Here is a 13,937-nt window from a genome sequence, read left to right as displayed (position 1 = left end):
CATCATGACGGCAAGGTGGGACGAGGGCCAGTGCCGATAGTACGGTCGTTGCGGCGTTAGCTCGCCAGTTCTCGCTCCACGCGAGGCTGGAGCGACAGGCTCGTCTCGACGCGCCTGCCGGTGACGCGGTCAAACACGTGCATGGCTTCTGGGGGGAAGGCGATCGAGACTGTCTTCCCTTCCAGGTCGGCGTCACCCGGGGGCAACACCACCGAGATCTCGCGTCCGGCCAGCGAGCAGTAGGCAACGCGCGAGCCGCCGAGTTCTTCGACCAGTTCGACCGTGGCAGGCATGCCGCGTCCGACAGTCTCGGAGAGCACGAGGCTTTCGGGGCGGATGCCCACGGTCAGCGGCGTGCCTTCCGCCAGCGTGCCATAGCCGAGGTTCATCGGGCCGCCGGTGCCATCAAGCAGGACCTGGCCATCCATTCCGACCGTCGCGGGCATAAGGTTCATTGCGGGTGCGCCCATGAAGCCGGCCACGAAGGTCGATGCCGGCTTGCGGTAGATTTCGGCGGGCGAACCGATCTGCTCGATCCGGCCGCCATTCATCACAATCAGCATGTCAGCAAGGGTCATCGCCTCGACCTGATCGTGGGTCACGAAAATCGAGGTGGCCCGGAGGCGCTTGTGGAGTCGCTTGATCTCGATGCGCATCTGCACGCGCAGCAAGGCATCGAGGTTGGAAAGGGGTTCGTCGAAGAGGAAGACCTCCGGCTCGCGGACGATGGCGCGACCCATCGCGACGCGCTGCCGTTGCCCGCCCGATAGCTGCGCGGGGCGGCGATCGAGATAGTCGGTGAGGTTGAGGATCTTTGCCGCCTGCTCCACGCGCTTGTCACGCTCGGCGACCGGCAGTCGCGCAATGCGCAGGGGGTAGGCGATGTTCTGGCGCACCGTCATGTGCGGATAGAGCGCGTAGTTCTGGAACACCATGGCGCAGCCCCGGTCGGCGGGCTCGATGTCGTTCATCACCGTTCCGCCGATGGCGACGGTACCCGAGGTGATGTCCTCCAGGCCTGCGATCATGCGCAACAAGGTGGATTTGCCGCAGCCCGAGGGGCCCACGATGACCACGAAGTCGCCATCGGGGATGGTGACGTCGATGCCGTGCAGAACCGGCTTGCCGTCATAGGACTTCTTGACGTCGGTGATCTTGAGATCGGCCATCAGATTTCTCCCAGGAGGCGGTTGCGCAGGCGTGCGACGGTGGCGTCGTCCAGCCCGATGCGATCGAGGTAGATCGTGAGCGAACCGTATTCGGCTTCGATGAAGCCGAGGGTGGCGACCATCGTTGCCGGCTCGGAGGCCAGCAGCCGCTGGAACCCCGCCGGGTCCGCCCCGCGTGCCACCGCCCCGGCCACCAGGTCCTGGACCATGGGAGCGATGAGCTGGGCGGTGAGGGCATAGTCTTCAACAATCTGCGTTGCATCGACGCCGGCAACGCCCAGCAGCAGGGCGGAGACGATGCCGGTGCGATCCTTGCCGGCCGTGCAATGAAACAGCACCGTGCCGGATGGCGCGTCGGCGATGATCCGCAGGACCTGCGCCAGCGCCGCCTGGCGCTGCACCAGGGCGAGTTTATAGAGCTCGAGCAGCACGTCACCTTCATCCATCAGGCTGGGGGCCAGCCCGTCGAGAAGCGAAATATTGTGGTAGGCCACGGCGTCGTGGGTGGCGAACGGGTTGGGCTGGTGTGCCAGTTCGTCCGCGTGACGCAGGTCGATGACCGTTGTCACGCCGGCGTCGAGCAGCTCTTCGACTCCCTGGGCGTCGAGCCGGTGCAGAGCGTCGGCCCGCAGCAGGCGGCGCCACCGGGTTTCTCCACCGGAAGCGGCGTAGCCGCCCAGGTCGCGGATGTTGAAGGTGCCGTTGATGGGCAGGTGGCGGTTGGGGGTGGTTTGCATCAGCGGATACCGGATTTCATGAAGGATTGGACGACCTGACGCTGCAGGACGATGTAGATGATCAGGACCGGCAGGCTCGCCAGAGTGGAAGCGGCCATCAGCGGTCCCCATTGGTTGCCTTCGGTGGTCATGAACATCTGGATGCCGATCTGGACGACGCTGTTCTCCGCCGTACGGCTGAGCAGGAGCGGCCAGAAGTACTCGTTCCAGGTCGAAATGAAGATGAGGATAGCGAGCGAGGCGATGGTTCCGCGCAGGTTGGGCACCAGCACTTCCCAGAGGATGCGCCAGTTGCGGGCGCCATCCATGCGCGCTGCCTCGACGACTTCCTTGGGGAAGCCGCGCATGGCCTGCGCGAGCAGCAGGATCGCCAGCGCCGAGGCCAGATTGGGCAGGATCAGAGCGAGGACATTGTCGAGCAGACCCATCTGCGCCACAAGCAGGTAATTGGGGATCATCACCACCTGGAACGGCACCAGCCAGGTGAGCGCCACGCCGGTATAGACCAGCTTGTCGAACGGGAACTTCCAGCGTGCGAACGCAAAGGCGGCAAGGATGCCCGTGAGCAGTTGCAGGACGGTCGAGACGGCGGAGAAGACCAGCGTATTGATCAGCATCCGGCCGATCGGGATAGCGTCGATCGCCTGGGTGTAGTTGTCCAGCGAGCCCGTCATCGGCCAAAGGCTGGTCTCGAACATGGCGTTGGCGGGGCGGAAGGAGCTCGCCACCATCCAGTAGACCGGAAACAGGCAAAAGATCGACAGCAGCACCATGAGCAGGTGGCCGGCGGCCGTGTTGAGCCCGGATCTGTCCGAAATGCGCCGCAGCGTTATGGGGCGAGCGAGGGCCGGTTGGGCGAGTGCATCAGTTGTCATGGAACGAATACCGGTCGATGAGGCGGAACAGCACGAAGGCCAGGGCGCCGAAGCCGAGGAAGAGGATCACCGCCGCCGCCGAGCCCCAGCCAACCGACATGGTCGAGAAGCCGAAATCCCAGAGCAGGTAGTAGATGTTGGTGGTTGAGCCGAGCGGGCCGCCGCCTGTGAGGACGTTGATGTAGGTGAAGCTCCACTGGGCGCCGAGCAGGATGGTCATCACCACCAGGAACAGCACCGTGGAACTGAGTAGCGGCAGGCGCACGTCGCGGATCACTTCCCATTTACTGGCGCCGTCCATGCGGGCAGCCTCGATGAGGGATGGATTGATGTTGGCGTTGGCGGCAGCCAGGATGAGCGTCGAGAACCCCATCAGCTTCCAGCCGGTGATCAGGATCACCGTCCAGATCGCCACCTTGGGGTCGCTGAGGAACTTGACCGGTTCCAGCCCGACGCCCTTGATCGCCTGGTTGGCGAGGCCGTAGCCCGGGTCGAGCAGCCAGCGCCATACCGCCGCGGCGACGACGGGCGCGATGATCATCGGAACGAAGATGATGGCGCGATAGACGTTGCGCGAGCGGGCCGGCAGGTCATGGGTGTAGATGGCGATGGCGAGCGGGATCAGTACCGCCAGGGGCAGCAGTCCGGCGATGTAGACGCCGGTATTGCGCAGGGCCTGCCAGAACTTGGGCAGCGCGAAGATGCGCTGGTAGTTGTCCCAGCCGACAAAGAGCTGGGGCGAGTTGGGCAGCATGTTCCACTGGTAAAAACTGAGCCGAACCGCGTCGACCAGCGGCCAGTAGATCCAGACGACCAGCGTTATGAGGGCAGGCGAGAGGTAAAGCCATGGCGCCCAGCGCGACTGGGTCATGCGCCTCAGGCGCGGTGGTGCGGCGGATGCAATAGTCATTGTCGCGCTCCTTTCTCTTGGGAGTGCGGCCCGCCGACATTGCCGGCGGGCCGAATGGTCAGGGCATGAGCGCCTGGGCGTTCGCCTGGGCATCGGCCATGGTGGCCGCGACGTCGGCGCCGCCGAAGACGGACATTTCCACGGCGTCCATCATGGTCTTGACGATCTGGCGGTAGTTCGGGCCCGGCATCGGGTCCCACGGCTCGAGCACGGCGAGCTGCTCGAGATTGGGCTGCACGAGCGGATGGCTCTTGACCCAGTCACCCAGGTATTGCGGGTCGTCCACGATGTCGGTCCGCAGCGGCAGGTAGCCGATCTCGGAGGTGATGATGGTGTAGCCGTGCTTGGAGGTGAGGAACTTCATCAGTTCCCAGGCCGCGCGCTGCTTGACCGGGTCGGCGGTGTGGATGGTGAGCGCGGAGCCGGAATTGTTCGGCCGCACGGGCTTGTCGCCAAAGCTCGGCATGGTGGAAGCGCGCAGGTCGAACTTGTCCTTGGCGCCGGCCACCAGCACACCCTGGACGGCGCTGGTCTGGAGGTACATGCCGACATTGCCGGCGGCCATGCCTTCCATGGCGCCCGAGATATCGAGGTTCTCGTAGACGCCGGCATCGTGGAGGTCGCGCAGCATGGCGACGGCCTCGATCGCTTCGGGTTCGCCGAACTTGAGCGTCTTGCGGTCGCGCGAGATGACTTCGCCGCCATTGGAGCGGACGACGCCCTGGAACAGCCAGTCGGCGGCGCTGGGGCCGGTGATGCCTGCCGCAAAGCCTTCCTTGCCGGTCTTTTCCTTGATGGCGATGGCGGCGTCCTTGACGGCGGCCCAGGTCTTGGGCGGGCTGTCGGGGTCGAGGCCTGCCTGGCGGAAGAGGTCGGCGTTGTAGAAAAGGATGGGCGTTGAGAAGGTGTAAGCGAGGCCGTAGGTCTTGCCGTCGAGGACGCCGAGCTTGAGGCCGTTCGGGCTCATGCCCTCGAAATGGGCGGCCATCTCGTCGGCGGGAGCGATGTCCTCGAGCGCCTTGGCACCCCAATTATGAACGGCGAAGTCGAGGTCGCTGAACACGGTCTGCACCATGTCCACGGGCAGGCCGGCGGCGAGGTCCGCCTGGATGCGGCTGCCATCGGCGCTCGAATAGGGCACGCCCTCGACGGTGATGTTGGGATGCTCGGCCATGAACTCGTTGAGGAGTTTCTTGGTGGCCTCGGCGCCGATGCCGGCGCTGCCCAGGTTGTAGTTGTAGAAGGTGATCGTCACCGGCTGGTCGACGCTGGGCGCCATGGTCTGGGCCAGGGCCGGGCCGGCGAGGGTGAGCGCCAGGGCGCCAAGGAGGAAGGATTTGCGGTTCATCGTGCGGGTTCCGTTCACTCGGCGGCCACGTTGCCGGCTTCGTATTTCTTGAGCACCTCGGCCATGCCCTTGAAGGTGAAGCTGTGGAGCTCTTGGCGGGTCGCGGGGCGGGGGGCAAAGGTGATGGAGAGGCCGGAGGGGCGCAGCGTGCCGATGGCGAAGGAGGCGCCTTCGAGCATGCGCAGGCCTTCATGAAGCCAGAGCACGTCGGTGGCCGCATGCTGGCCGATGCCGACCACGACGGGAACGCCATGCCAGTTGCTGACGCGGTCGAAGTGGATGTGGCCCGAAAGGATGCCGATCACGTTCTTGCCCTGGATGGCCTGGCGCAACGCCTCGGTGTCGGCGATCGAGAGCGATTCCCATTCCATGTCCGGATTGGCGTCGAGGGCCGGGGCGTGGTGCATCACCAGGAGCTTGGGCAGGTCGGCGTGACGGTCGAGCTCGGCCTTGAGCCAATCGAGCTGGCCCGGCTCGAAGCTGCCGCCGATCTTGTTGGGGACGCTCGAGTCGATGACGATGACGTGGATGCCGTCGATCACCTGGGCATGATCATAGGGCGCGTCGACACCCTCGGTGCGCGCCAGCATGGCCGGGTAGAAGCCGTCGCGGCGGTCGTGGTTGCCCAGGGCGAAGAGCACCGGCATGCCGAGTTCGGCATCGGCGAGGATGCGCTTGAGCTCGTTGTAGCTCGCCTCGTCGCCCCGATTGGTCAGGTCGCCGCTCGCGACGATGAAGCTCGGCTGCGGCACCAGCTTCTTCACGTCGGCCAGAATGGCCTCAAGCGTGGCCGAGGTATCGGAATAGAGATGGTCGTCCGCGACTGCGGGATTGCCCACATGCAGATCGGTCAGATGGACGAAGGTAACGGGGTCGGACATGGCGCCCTCCTGTGGCAGCGACCGGCGCGCGGGGCGCCGGATCCAGTCGAAAGTCTCGCCGGGGCGGGCCGTGATTTTTGGCTCTTGCACCGGAACGATCGCCTAGGTAGCTTCGCTGCATGACAAGTGAATGACGGTTCATTCAGTTTATGGACTCCGTCCCCGACAAGCATGAGCGCATCCTGCAGGCAGCCTCGCAGTTGATCGTTCGCGATGGCCTGCAATGCTCGATGGCCGCGATTGCCGAGGAGGCCGGCGTCGCGACCGGCTCGCTCTACAACTACTTCGACTCCAAGGAAGCGCTGGTGCGCGGGGTCTATGGCCGCGTGGCCGAGGAAATGACCGAGAGCCTCTCCACGCCCGCCGAGCCCGGTCAGTCGCCCGAGGCGCGGGTGCGCAGCTACATCGCCCTCTACATCGACTTCATCTGGGTCGATCCGGTGCGGGCCCGGCTGTTCGACTATCTCGACAATACCCCGCTTATCGCCATGGAGGATGCCGGCAAGATCTTCGGTCCCCTGGTCGATCATGCCATCGCGATGATCGCGGAGGCGCAGGCGGCGGGTGCGGTGCGGCAGGGCCCGCCAACGCTTCTCGCGAGCTTCATGCGTGGCGCCATCCGCAACACGCTCAAGCGCCGCCGCACCGATCCGGCGCCGCTGACCGGGGAGGAGCGTGATCTCATCGCCGCCATGTGCTGGTCGGCGCTGGCGGCTTAGGCTGCTCATCGACAGAGCCGCTCGACCAGCCGCGCGGCGGTTGTGGCGGAGAGCCCGTTGCGCGCCAGGTAGGCCGCTGCCCCGCCGTGACGGTCGCGCAGATGGCGCAGCGTGCTGGCCATCGTGCCGGCATCGCTCGCCAACACCCGCTCCACATGTTCGGGATCGGCTCCCAGGACCATCGAGCGGGCACGCAGTCGCGCCAGCAGCGGGGTGGCCTGGGCGGTCATGGCATAGTCGGCCGCGATGTCGTCGTCACTGACCCCGGCCAGCGCGAGGACCAGTGCCGCAATGATGCCGGTGCGGTCCTTTCCGGCCGTACAGTGGAAGACCACGATGCCTTCGGGCGCTTCGGCCAATGCCGTCAGCACTTCGACGATGGGTTGGCCGCACCGGTCGAGGGCATCGCGATAGCGCTGCCCCATGTCGAACGGGCTGCCGAGCATGGCTATGGGGGCCAGCGCTTCGAAAAGCGAAACGTTGCGATAGGCAGTACCGGGCGCGTCGGCGAAGGGATTGGGCTCGGCCTCGGTTTCGCGCGCGTTGCGCAGGTCCACGACCAGGCTCAGGCCGGCTTCTCTCAGCGCTTGACGGCTGGCGGCGTCGAGGTGGTGAAGGTTGTCGGCGCGGAAAATCCGGCGCCATTGCGTCGGGGCGGCATTGGCTCTCGCATAGCCGCCGAGGTCGCGCACGTTGTGAGTATCGGGAAGGTGCCAGTGCCGCATGGTCGCTCTCTGGAAGGGAGAGGGGCGCGGGCCTTGGTCCCGCGCCCCGGGGAAGATCAGGGCATCAGGCTCTGTGCGTTTTCCTGGGCCGTGGTGAGGACCTGGGCGACGTCGCCATCGCCGAGCACGGCCTCGACCACTGCCTCTTTCATCATGGCCTCCGCCTGGCGGTAGTTCGGGCCGGGGAAAGCGACATTGGGCGTGAGGCGGTCGAGCTGCTCCAGGTTCGGGCGGATCAGCGGGTGCGCCGCGGTCCAGGCGCCCAGGTACTGCGGGTCATCCACGATATCGAGACGGAGCGGCAGGTAGCCGATCTTGCTGGTGATGATGGTGTAGCCAAACTTGGAGGTCAGGAACTTCATCAACTCGTAGGAGGCGCGCTGCTTGACCGGATCCTTGGAGAAGCTGAAGAGGGCGCTGCCCGAATTGGTCGGCGCGGTCGGCTTGTCCCCGAAGGCCGGCATGGCGGCGACGCGCAGGTCCCACTTGCCGGCGGAGGCCTTCGACAAGCTGTTCTGCACGGCGCTGGTGTAGAGGAACATGCCGAGCTTGCCCGAAGCCATGATCTCGGTGGGGTTGCTGGCATCTAGATCGGCATGGGCGCCGCTCTTGACCATGTCGCGCAGCATCTGCACGGCCTCGATCCCTTCCGGGTTGGCGAAGGTCAGCGTGTTGCCGTCGCGGACCTTGCCGCCGTTCGACATCAGGATTGCCTGGTAGACGAAGGTGCCGTCGGCGGGACCGTAGGCGCCGGGGAAGAAACCGGCGGCATCGGTCTTGGTGGCAATGGCCTCGCCCGCGGCCTTCACTTTATCCCAGGTCCGCGGCGGCTTGTCCGGGTCAAGGCCGGCAGCGCGGAAGAGGTCGGCATTGTAGTAAAGGATGGGCGTGGAGAACGTGTAGGCCAAGCCGTAGGTCTTGCCGTCGACCTTGCCCAGCTCGACACCACGCGGGATCATGCCGTCGACGAGCGCGGCATAGTTCTCCGGCCCGGCCATGTCTTCGAGCGCGTTACCGCCCAGGTCGCTGGCGATATAGATGAGGTCGCGGAACACTAACTGCGCCACGTCGGGCTGCTGGCCGGCGGCCATGTCTGCCTGAAGGCGCGTGATGATCTCGTTGGAGGGAACGCCGATCGGCTCGACCTTGATGTTGGGATTCTCGGCTTCGAACGCGGCGATCAGTTCGCGCGTTGCGTCGGCACCCGCGCTCGCGGTGGCAAGGTTGTAATTGTAGAAGGTGATGGTCACCGGCTCAGTGATGGCATCGGCCATCTGCGCGGCGGCGGTGCCGGCGAGCGCGGTCGCGCCGAGGGCGGCGGCGACGAGAGTCCTGAAAAGTCTGTGCTTGAGCATTGTACAAAAGGTCCTTGGGAGAGGGAGATCAGCCTGCGGTCGCTTCGGCCAGCGCCGCTTCCTGCTTCTGGCGCAGGAGCGAGAGGTCGTAGCGGTTGAGTTCGGAGCGGGTCTGCGGCAGCGGCACCAGGGCCATGGTGAGCCCGGATTTGCGGACGGTGCCGATGCCGAAGGAGGAGCCTTCCACCATGCGCAGGACATCCTGGGTCAGGATATCGGTGGCGGCGTGCTGGCCCATGCCGACGATCACGGGAATGCCGTGCCAGACCGAGAAACGATCGTGGTGGACGTGGCCGGAGAGGATGGCCAGGATGTTGCGCCCTTCGAGCAGCGCGGCCAGCTTGCGCGACTGGTCGAACTGGATGGTGCGCCAGTGATCCCATGGTGGTGCGTCGCCGAGCGCGGGCGGGTGGTGCGCCACGATCAGCTTGGGCAGGTCGGCGTGTTCATCGAGTTGGTTTTCCAGCCAGGCGAACTGGTCGGGCTCGATGCTGCCGCCGATATGGCCGGGCGTGGTGGTATCGAGCGTGATGACGTGGACGCCCTCGACCACCTGGGCATGATCGTAGGGCGCTTCCGGGTCGGTGAGGCGGCCGAGCATGCCTTCGTAGAAGCCCGGGCGCGTATCGTGGTTGCCCAGGGCGTAGACGACGGGCAGGTCGGTCGCGGCCATGATGGCCTTGAGCTGCCGATAGCTCGCCGCGTCGCCGCGATTGGTGAGGTCGCCGCTCGCGACGATGAAGCTGGGCTTCTGGTCCATCGTGGCGATAAGGGCGAGCACGCGGGCAAGCGTTGCCGCTGTGTCGCTGAAAAGGTGATCGTCTGGCACCGCCGGATTGCCGACGTGCAGGTCTGTCAGATGTATGAAGACGGTTTCGCCCATGGGTCATGCTCCCTGTGTCGGGGAGAGACCTAGTGCGCCATCGCTTCAGTGGCGTGACGAGTTTGGAACAGTGTTTGAATGTGGAAAAGGCGGCGTCGTGAACATCGGGGCGGTTGCCGCCACGACCTGGGCGATCACCACGTTCGGGTCGCCGAGGTCGAGTTCGTGGCCCGTCAGTTCCGCCGTGCGCTGCCGGTTGCGCGTCATCTGCGAGCGCACGCCGAGCAGGCATGAAATCCGGAACCCCACGTCGATTTCGCTGAGCCAGGGAGCAATCCGACGAAAATGCGGAATGAACTGCAGGTGGTGGTCGATATCTTCGACCATGGGGCGAAACACCTCCGGGTGCCCGCTCGATTGCGCAATCGCGGTCATGTGGCGCAGCACGCTATAGGCCGAGCGCGGATCGAGGCTCCAGCGGATCGAGGGGCCGACCAGGGCCACGATGAGGTCGTCGACGCTCGCCGGCTCCGGATGTGCCCGCCGGATGGCCTCCTGCAGCAGCGCCAGCCGCTCGGCATTGAGCCGCAGGTAGACGCGCTCGCCAACCGACAGGATCAGTTGCTCGAGGCTGCCGAAGTGATAGTTGACCGCTCCCACATTGGTGCCGGCGCGCTGCGTGATCGAGCGGACGGTCACCTCTTCGGGGTGGCGTGCATCGCGGAGCAGGTCCTCGCAGGCCGTGCGCAGTCTTTCCTGGGTCAAGCTCGACGTCATGACGTCGAGCTTTGCGCCCGCGATGTGACGCCTGCGTGAACGAGGCCCGCGACGCTACTGCGCCTTGCCGCCCGAGGCGTGCAGCCCGACGAGGCGCGAGAGCAGGATGACCGTATAGAGCACCCCGAGCACCGCCTCGAAGGAGACGAAGGACTGTGCGTAGAACCCGACCGGGGTGATGTCGCCATACCCCAGCGTGGTCAGCGTCACGTAGCTGAAATAGACCGATTGCTGCCAGGTGAGCGGCGCGCCCGAATTGGCCACGAAAGAGCCGGGGGCCAGCCATTCGATCAGCGCCAGCACGGCCGCGAACGTCAGCCCGATCATGAGGTAGAGCGAAGTCGCGGCGAGAACCACATCGCCCATCACGGTCTTGGCGCCGAAAGTATAGAGGGCCAGGACGAGGCACATCGACCCCAGATAGGCGATCGAGGTGACGAACACCGCCAGGGCAGCGAAGTTGCTCGGCGCATAGGAGTTGGCGAGCCCCGCTACCAGCACGAGCAATCCGGTCAGTCCGACGAGGCTTCGCAGCCTGATGTCGGCGGTGAGCGCCCATGTGGCCACCACGAAGATCGCTGCGTAAAAGAGATAGAACAGCGCCGGCCAGACACCCCCTGCATTGGAGAGGGGGTAGGTCAGATTGTGCAGCAGGATACCGACGAGGAGGGCGACGTTGACCTGAACCCCGCGCGTCTGAGCCAATGGCGCCGTCATCACGCTGCCTCGTGTCCGCGGCTGAAGGCGGCCAGCACCATCATGATGATCAGGATGCCGGCACCGAGCCAGAGGCCGGAAAGGTGCAGGGTGTAGGCGAGCCAGCTCCAGATCGCCACCGCCACGATAGTGGCAGGGTAGGCGAGTGGAATGGTGTCGGCCATGATGCGCTGGAAGAGTACGGCGCCCAGGAGGAAGATCGCCGGTCCGGCCGCCGCGATGAGCGCCACCGGGGCATGAATCGCCTCGGTCGGATGAGCCACGATCAACTCGATGGCGACCGCCACCACGATCGTTCCGCCGACCATGATGCCGTGTGCGTAGGCCAGGCCGGCGCGAGCAAAGCGGGTGTGATCGCCGGCATGGGCGAAGCGGTGTTCGCCCATTTCGGCGAGATGGACGAAGTAGATCCACCAGAGCGTCACGATCAGCAGGAAGCCGATGGCGGCCGCCGTGGCGATTTCCGCGCTGAGCTCGTGGCCGACCAGCAGCCCGCCGAGCAGCAGGATCGATTCACCCAGGGCGATGATGAAGACCTGCTGATTTCGTTCCAGCAGGTGCAGTCCGCGCAGCGGCCAGGTCGACATCGGCGTTGCACCCAGGCCCGGCAGCCAGAAGCCGACATAGGGGGCGGCGTAATCGATCAGCACCGCCACGATCCAGAGCGGCAGGCGCGTCTCCGGCAGCAGCGCGCCGGCGATCCAGAAGAGGCCCGAAATCGCGCTCCATGCGCAAAGCTGGGCGTAGTTGCGCCCCATGGTCTGGCCGCGGAAGACGATGGCCATGTATCCGGCGCGGATCACCCCCATGGCCACATAGGCGCCCACGAACAGCCCCGCGCGCGACGAGAAGGCCTCGGGCATGGCAATGGCCATCAGCAGGGCGCAGCCCATCAGGACCACCATCAGCACCCGTCCGCTCGGATGATCCGGGTTCAGCCAGTTCGTGGCCCAGGAAGTGTAGTTCCAGGCCCACCACACGGCCGCGAAGAGCGTCACCGCCTCCAGCGCGCCGAGCCAGGAGGTGTGCTCCAAGAGGAAGTGCGAGAGCTGGATGATGGTGAACACGTAAACCAGGTCGAAAAACAGCTCGACATTGGTCACGCGCGGGTTTGCGCCGGGCGCCAGCGTGCGAAGGGCCGACGTCGGGGCTAGTCTCTGGAGAAAGGGCTGGTTCATGTAGGAGCGTTGTCCGGGTGCTGGCTGAAGCGAGACCTGCGAGTCTCCTTCAAAGAGTTAGCGCGGCCAAGTCTTTCGTGGCAATGCGGAAATCGGAGCGGGCAGGGCGCAGCCCCACCGTCGGAGGGGCTCAAGTTTTCGATTGCCATCCGGCTTCCCGGACCCGTAGCGTGAGGCTTCGTCCAGAAATCCGGAAAGCCGTCATGGACAACAAAGAAACGAGCCATCCCGCGCAGCCGAACGTCGAGCAGGCGCTTGGTGCCTTCAGCCTTTTGCGCGAGTATTTCCAGGGGGCGCTGATCGTCGATGACCGGGCGCGGATCACCTGGATCGACCAGCGCTACCGCGAGCTGCTCGGCTTGCCCGACGATTTCGATTGCTACGGGCTTCCGGTGGAACAGGTCATACCGCATTCGCTCATGCGGCGGGTGGTCGAAACCGGGCGGCCGATCCTGGTGGACATCATGGAGTTCGACGAGCGCCAGCTCGTCGTTTGCCGCATCCCGCTCAAGGACAACGCCGGCTCGGTCAATGGCGCCATCGGCTTCGTCTTCTACGACCGGGTGGATTACCTCGCGCCCATCCTCGAGAAGTTCGAGCACCTGCGCAAGCAGTTGAGCCGGGCGCAGGCGGCGCTGACCCGCGAGCGCGCCACCAAGTATTCGCTGCAAAGCTTCGTGGGTACGAGCGATGCGGTTCGCGACCTCAAGGCGCAGGTGCGCCGTTTCGCGCTGCGCGACGGCGCGGCGTTGCTGTCGGGCGAAACCGGCACCGGCAAGGAGCTCCTGGCTCACGCCATCCACCAGCAATCGGACCGCGCCGACGGGCCGTTCGTGGCGGTCAACATGGCAGCCGTGCCCGAGGCGCTTCTCGAGGCCGAGTTCTTCGGCGTGGCGCCGGGGGCCTATACGGGAGCCGACCGCAAGGCGCGCAAGGGCAAGTTCGAGCTTGCGCATGGCGGCACCCTGTTCCTGGACGAAATCGGGGACATGCCCATCGCCATCCAGGCAAAGCTGCTGCGCGTCCTGCAGGAGGGCGAGATCGAGGCGTTGGGCTCGAATGCGGTCAAGAAGGTCGATGTGCGCATCATCGCGGCCACCTCGCAGGACCTGGTCGCCAAGGTCGACGACCGCAGCTTCCGCGCCGACCTCTACTATCGCATCGCCGTGCTGACCATTGCCGTGCCGCCGCTCCGTGATCGGCTCGAGGACATCCAGGTGCTCTGCGATGCGCTGCTCGAAAAGACACCGCGCGCGAGCGATCAGCGCGGCTGGGTGATCGAGCCGGAGGCCGTGGCGCTGCTCCAGCACCATGACTGGCCCGGAAACGTCCGCGAACTGGCGAACGTGCTCGAGCGCGCCGCTGCCATGGCGCCAAGCGAGATCATCGGCGCCGAGCTCATCCGGTCGGCGTTGCCGGCCCGCCATGGGGTGTCGCCGGGCGCCCGACCCGGCACGAGTGCGGCCGCGCTTTCGACGCGCCTGGCCGATGCCGAACGGGATGCGATACTGGAGGCGCTAGAGGCCTGTGGTGGCCAGAAGCAGGCCGCGGCCAAGACCCTCGGCATTTCCCGCTCCCAGTTCTACGAGAAGCTCAAGCGCTACGGCATCGCAGGTTGAAGTGTCGAGTCTGCGGGACTGGTGTCCGGATATCCGGACATCTCCGTGCGCACCAATCCGAAAATCCCCCGTCTCTGCGCGCTTTCCCGGCTTGGCACGGAACT

The 13,937-nt window shown here is 65.6% G+C and carries 14 protein-coding genes; 2 read left to right on the top strand and 12 right to left on the bottom strand.

The genetic code is table 11. The features are described from left to right. Positions 1-56: 56 nt before the first annotated feature. Genes FNA67_RS12215 through FNA67_RS12190 form a run of 6 tightly spaced genes read right to left on the bottom strand, consistent with a single transcriptional unit; the run spans position 57 to position 5,920 of the window. Positions 57-1,169: an ABC transporter ATP-binding protein gene (locus FNA67_RS12215; RefSeq protein ID WP_049705433.1), complete on the bottom strand. Its 1,113-nt coding sequence runs from the start codon at positions 1,167-1,169 to the stop codon at positions 57-59. After that, on the bottom strand, positions 1,169-1,906 hold the full coding sequence (locus FNA67_RS12210; protein WP_147656208.1) for a tyrosine-protein phosphatase: 738 nt from the start codon (positions 1,904-1,906) through the stop codon (positions 1,169-1,171). Before FNA67_RS12210 ends, FNA67_RS12215 begins: the two co-directional genes overlap by 1 nt. Continuing rightward, positions 1,906-2,781 (bottom strand): carbohydrate ABC transporter permease, encoded by an 876-nt coding sequence (locus FNA67_RS12205; RefSeq protein ID WP_053167893.1) that lies wholly within the window; start codon positions 2,779-2,781, stop codon positions 1,906-1,908. The genes FNA67_RS12210 and FNA67_RS12205 overlap by 1 nt, the downstream gene beginning before the upstream one ends. Beyond that, a complete protein-coding gene (locus FNA67_RS12200; RefSeq protein WP_049705431.1) occupies positions 2,771-3,691 on the bottom strand; it encodes a carbohydrate ABC transporter permease in 921 nt (306 codons plus the stop codon). Before FNA67_RS12200 ends, FNA67_RS12205 begins: the two co-directional genes overlap by 11 nt. A 58-nt stretch (positions 3,692-3,749) precedes the next feature. After that, positions 3,750-5,039, bottom strand: a complete 1,290-nt coding sequence (locus FNA67_RS12195) for an ABC transporter substrate-binding protein (protein WP_147656207.1) — start codon at positions 5,037-5,039, stop codon at positions 3,750-3,752. Positions 5,040-5,053: 14 nt separating this feature from the next. After that, a complete protein-coding gene (locus FNA67_RS12190) occupies positions 5,054-5,920 on the bottom strand; it encodes a metallophosphoesterase (protein ID WP_147656206.1) in 867 nt (288 codons plus the stop codon). A gap of 149 nt (positions 5,921-6,069) precedes the next feature. Between FNA67_RS12190 and FNA67_RS12185 the strand changes: the two genes are divergently transcribed. After that, complete coding sequence (locus FNA67_RS12185; protein ID WP_147656205.1) at positions 6,070-6,639, top strand: TetR/AcrR family transcriptional regulator; 570 nt, start codon at positions 6,070-6,072, stop codon at positions 6,637-6,639. Positions 6,640-6,644: 5 nt separating this feature from the next. Here the strand turns inward: FNA67_RS12185 and FNA67_RS12180 are convergent, their stop codons facing one another. From FNA67_RS12180 to FNA67_RS12155, 6 genes are all read right to left on the bottom strand, one after another. Next, positions 6,645-7,364 (bottom strand): tyrosine-protein phosphatase, encoded by a 720-nt coding sequence (locus FNA67_RS12180; RefSeq protein WP_147656204.1) that lies wholly within the window; start codon positions 7,362-7,364, stop codon positions 6,645-6,647. A 56-nt stretch (positions 7,365-7,420) separates the two neighbouring features. Further along, complete coding sequence (locus tag FNA67_RS12175) at positions 7,421-8,719, bottom strand: ABC transporter substrate-binding protein (protein WP_147656203.1); 1,299 nt, start codon at positions 8,717-8,719, stop codon at positions 7,421-7,423. Positions 8,720-8,747: 28 nt separating this feature from the next. Next, complete coding sequence (locus tag FNA67_RS12170; RefSeq protein ID WP_147656202.1) at positions 8,748-9,602, bottom strand: metallophosphoesterase; 855 nt, start codon at positions 9,600-9,602, stop codon at positions 8,748-8,750. Between the two features lie 45 nt (positions 9,603-9,647). Beyond that, complete coding sequence (locus tag FNA67_RS12165; protein ID WP_244616337.1) at positions 9,648-10,307, bottom strand: TetR/AcrR family transcriptional regulator; 660 nt, start codon at positions 10,305-10,307, stop codon at positions 9,648-9,650. A 66-nt stretch (positions 10,308-10,373) separates the two neighbouring features. Continuing rightward, complete coding sequence (locus tag FNA67_RS12160; protein WP_145976742.1) at positions 10,374-11,036, bottom strand: potassium channel family protein; 663 nt, start codon at positions 11,034-11,036, stop codon at positions 10,374-10,376. Then, on the bottom strand, positions 11,036-12,214 hold the full coding sequence (locus FNA67_RS12155; RefSeq protein WP_147656201.1) for a low temperature requirement protein A: 1,179 nt from the start codon (positions 12,212-12,214) through the stop codon (positions 11,036-11,038). The genes FNA67_RS12160 and FNA67_RS12155 overlap by 1 nt, the downstream gene beginning before the upstream one ends. Positions 12,215-12,417: 203 nt before the next feature. Here FNA67_RS12155 and FNA67_RS12150 point away from each other — a divergent pair, with 203 nt between their 5' ends. Next, entirely contained in the window at positions 12,418-13,833 is a 1,416-nt protein-coding gene (locus FNA67_RS12150; protein ID WP_053167890.1) for a sigma-54 interaction domain-containing protein, read from the top strand. Positions 13,834-13,937: the final 104 nt, after the last annotated feature.

This window comes from Youhaiella tibetensis (genome assembly GCF_008000755.1).
Lineage (GTDB): Bacteria > Pseudomonadota > Alphaproteobacteria > Rhizobiales > Devosiaceae > Paradevosia > Paradevosia tibetensis.
This window is presented reverse-complemented; position numbering and strand designations above follow the sequence as displayed.

Excerpts from the sequence above, each read along its gene's own strand:
- FNA67_RS12185 (WP_147656205.1), top strand. The coding sequence starts at position 6,070 with ATGGACTCCGTCCCCGACAAGCATGAGCGCATCCTGCAGGCAGCCTCG.
- FNA67_RS12210 (WP_147656208.1), bottom strand. The coding sequence starts at position 1,906 with ATGCAAACCACCCCCAACCGCCACCTGCCCATCAACGGCACCTTCAAC.
- FNA67_RS12195 (WP_147656207.1), bottom strand. The coding sequence starts at position 5,039 with ATGAACCGCAAATCCTTCCTCCTTGGCGCCCTGGCGCTCACCCTCGCC.
- FNA67_RS12180 (WP_147656204.1), bottom strand. The coding sequence starts at position 7,364 with ATGCGGCACTGGCACCTTCCCGATACTCACAACGTGCGCGACCTCGGC.
- FNA67_RS12175 (WP_147656203.1), bottom strand. The coding sequence starts at position 8,719 with ATGCTCAAGCACAGACTTTTCAGGACTCTCGTCGCCGCCGCCCTCGGC.
- FNA67_RS12150 (WP_053167890.1), top strand. The coding sequence starts at position 12,418 with ATGGACAACAAAGAAACGAGCCATCCCGCGCAGCCGAACGTCGAGCAG.
- FNA67_RS12170 (WP_147656202.1), bottom strand. The coding sequence starts at position 9,602 with ATGGGCGAAACCGTCTTCATACATCTGACAGACCTGCACGTCGGCAAT.
- FNA67_RS12215 (WP_049705433.1), bottom strand. The coding sequence starts at position 1,169 with ATGGCCGATCTCAAGATCACCGACGTCAAGAAGTCCTATGACGGCAAG.
- FNA67_RS12190 (WP_147656206.1), bottom strand. The coding sequence starts at position 5,920 with ATGTCCGACCCCGTTACCTTCGTCCATCTGACCGATCTGCATGTGGGC.
- FNA67_RS12200 (WP_049705431.1), bottom strand. The coding sequence starts at position 3,691 with ATGACTATTGCATCCGCCGCACCACCGCGCCTGAGGCGCATGACCCAG.
- FNA67_RS12160 (WP_145976742.1), bottom strand. The coding sequence starts at position 11,036 with ATGACGGCGCCATTGGCTCAGACGCGCGGGGTTCAGGTCAACGTCGCC.
- FNA67_RS12155 (WP_147656201.1), bottom strand. The coding sequence starts at position 12,214 with ATGAACCAGCCCTTTCTCCAGAGACTAGCCCCGACGTCGGCCCTTCGC.
- FNA67_RS12205 (WP_053167893.1), bottom strand. The coding sequence starts at position 2,781 with ATGACAACTGATGCACTCGCCCAACCGGCCCTCGCTCGCCCCATAACG.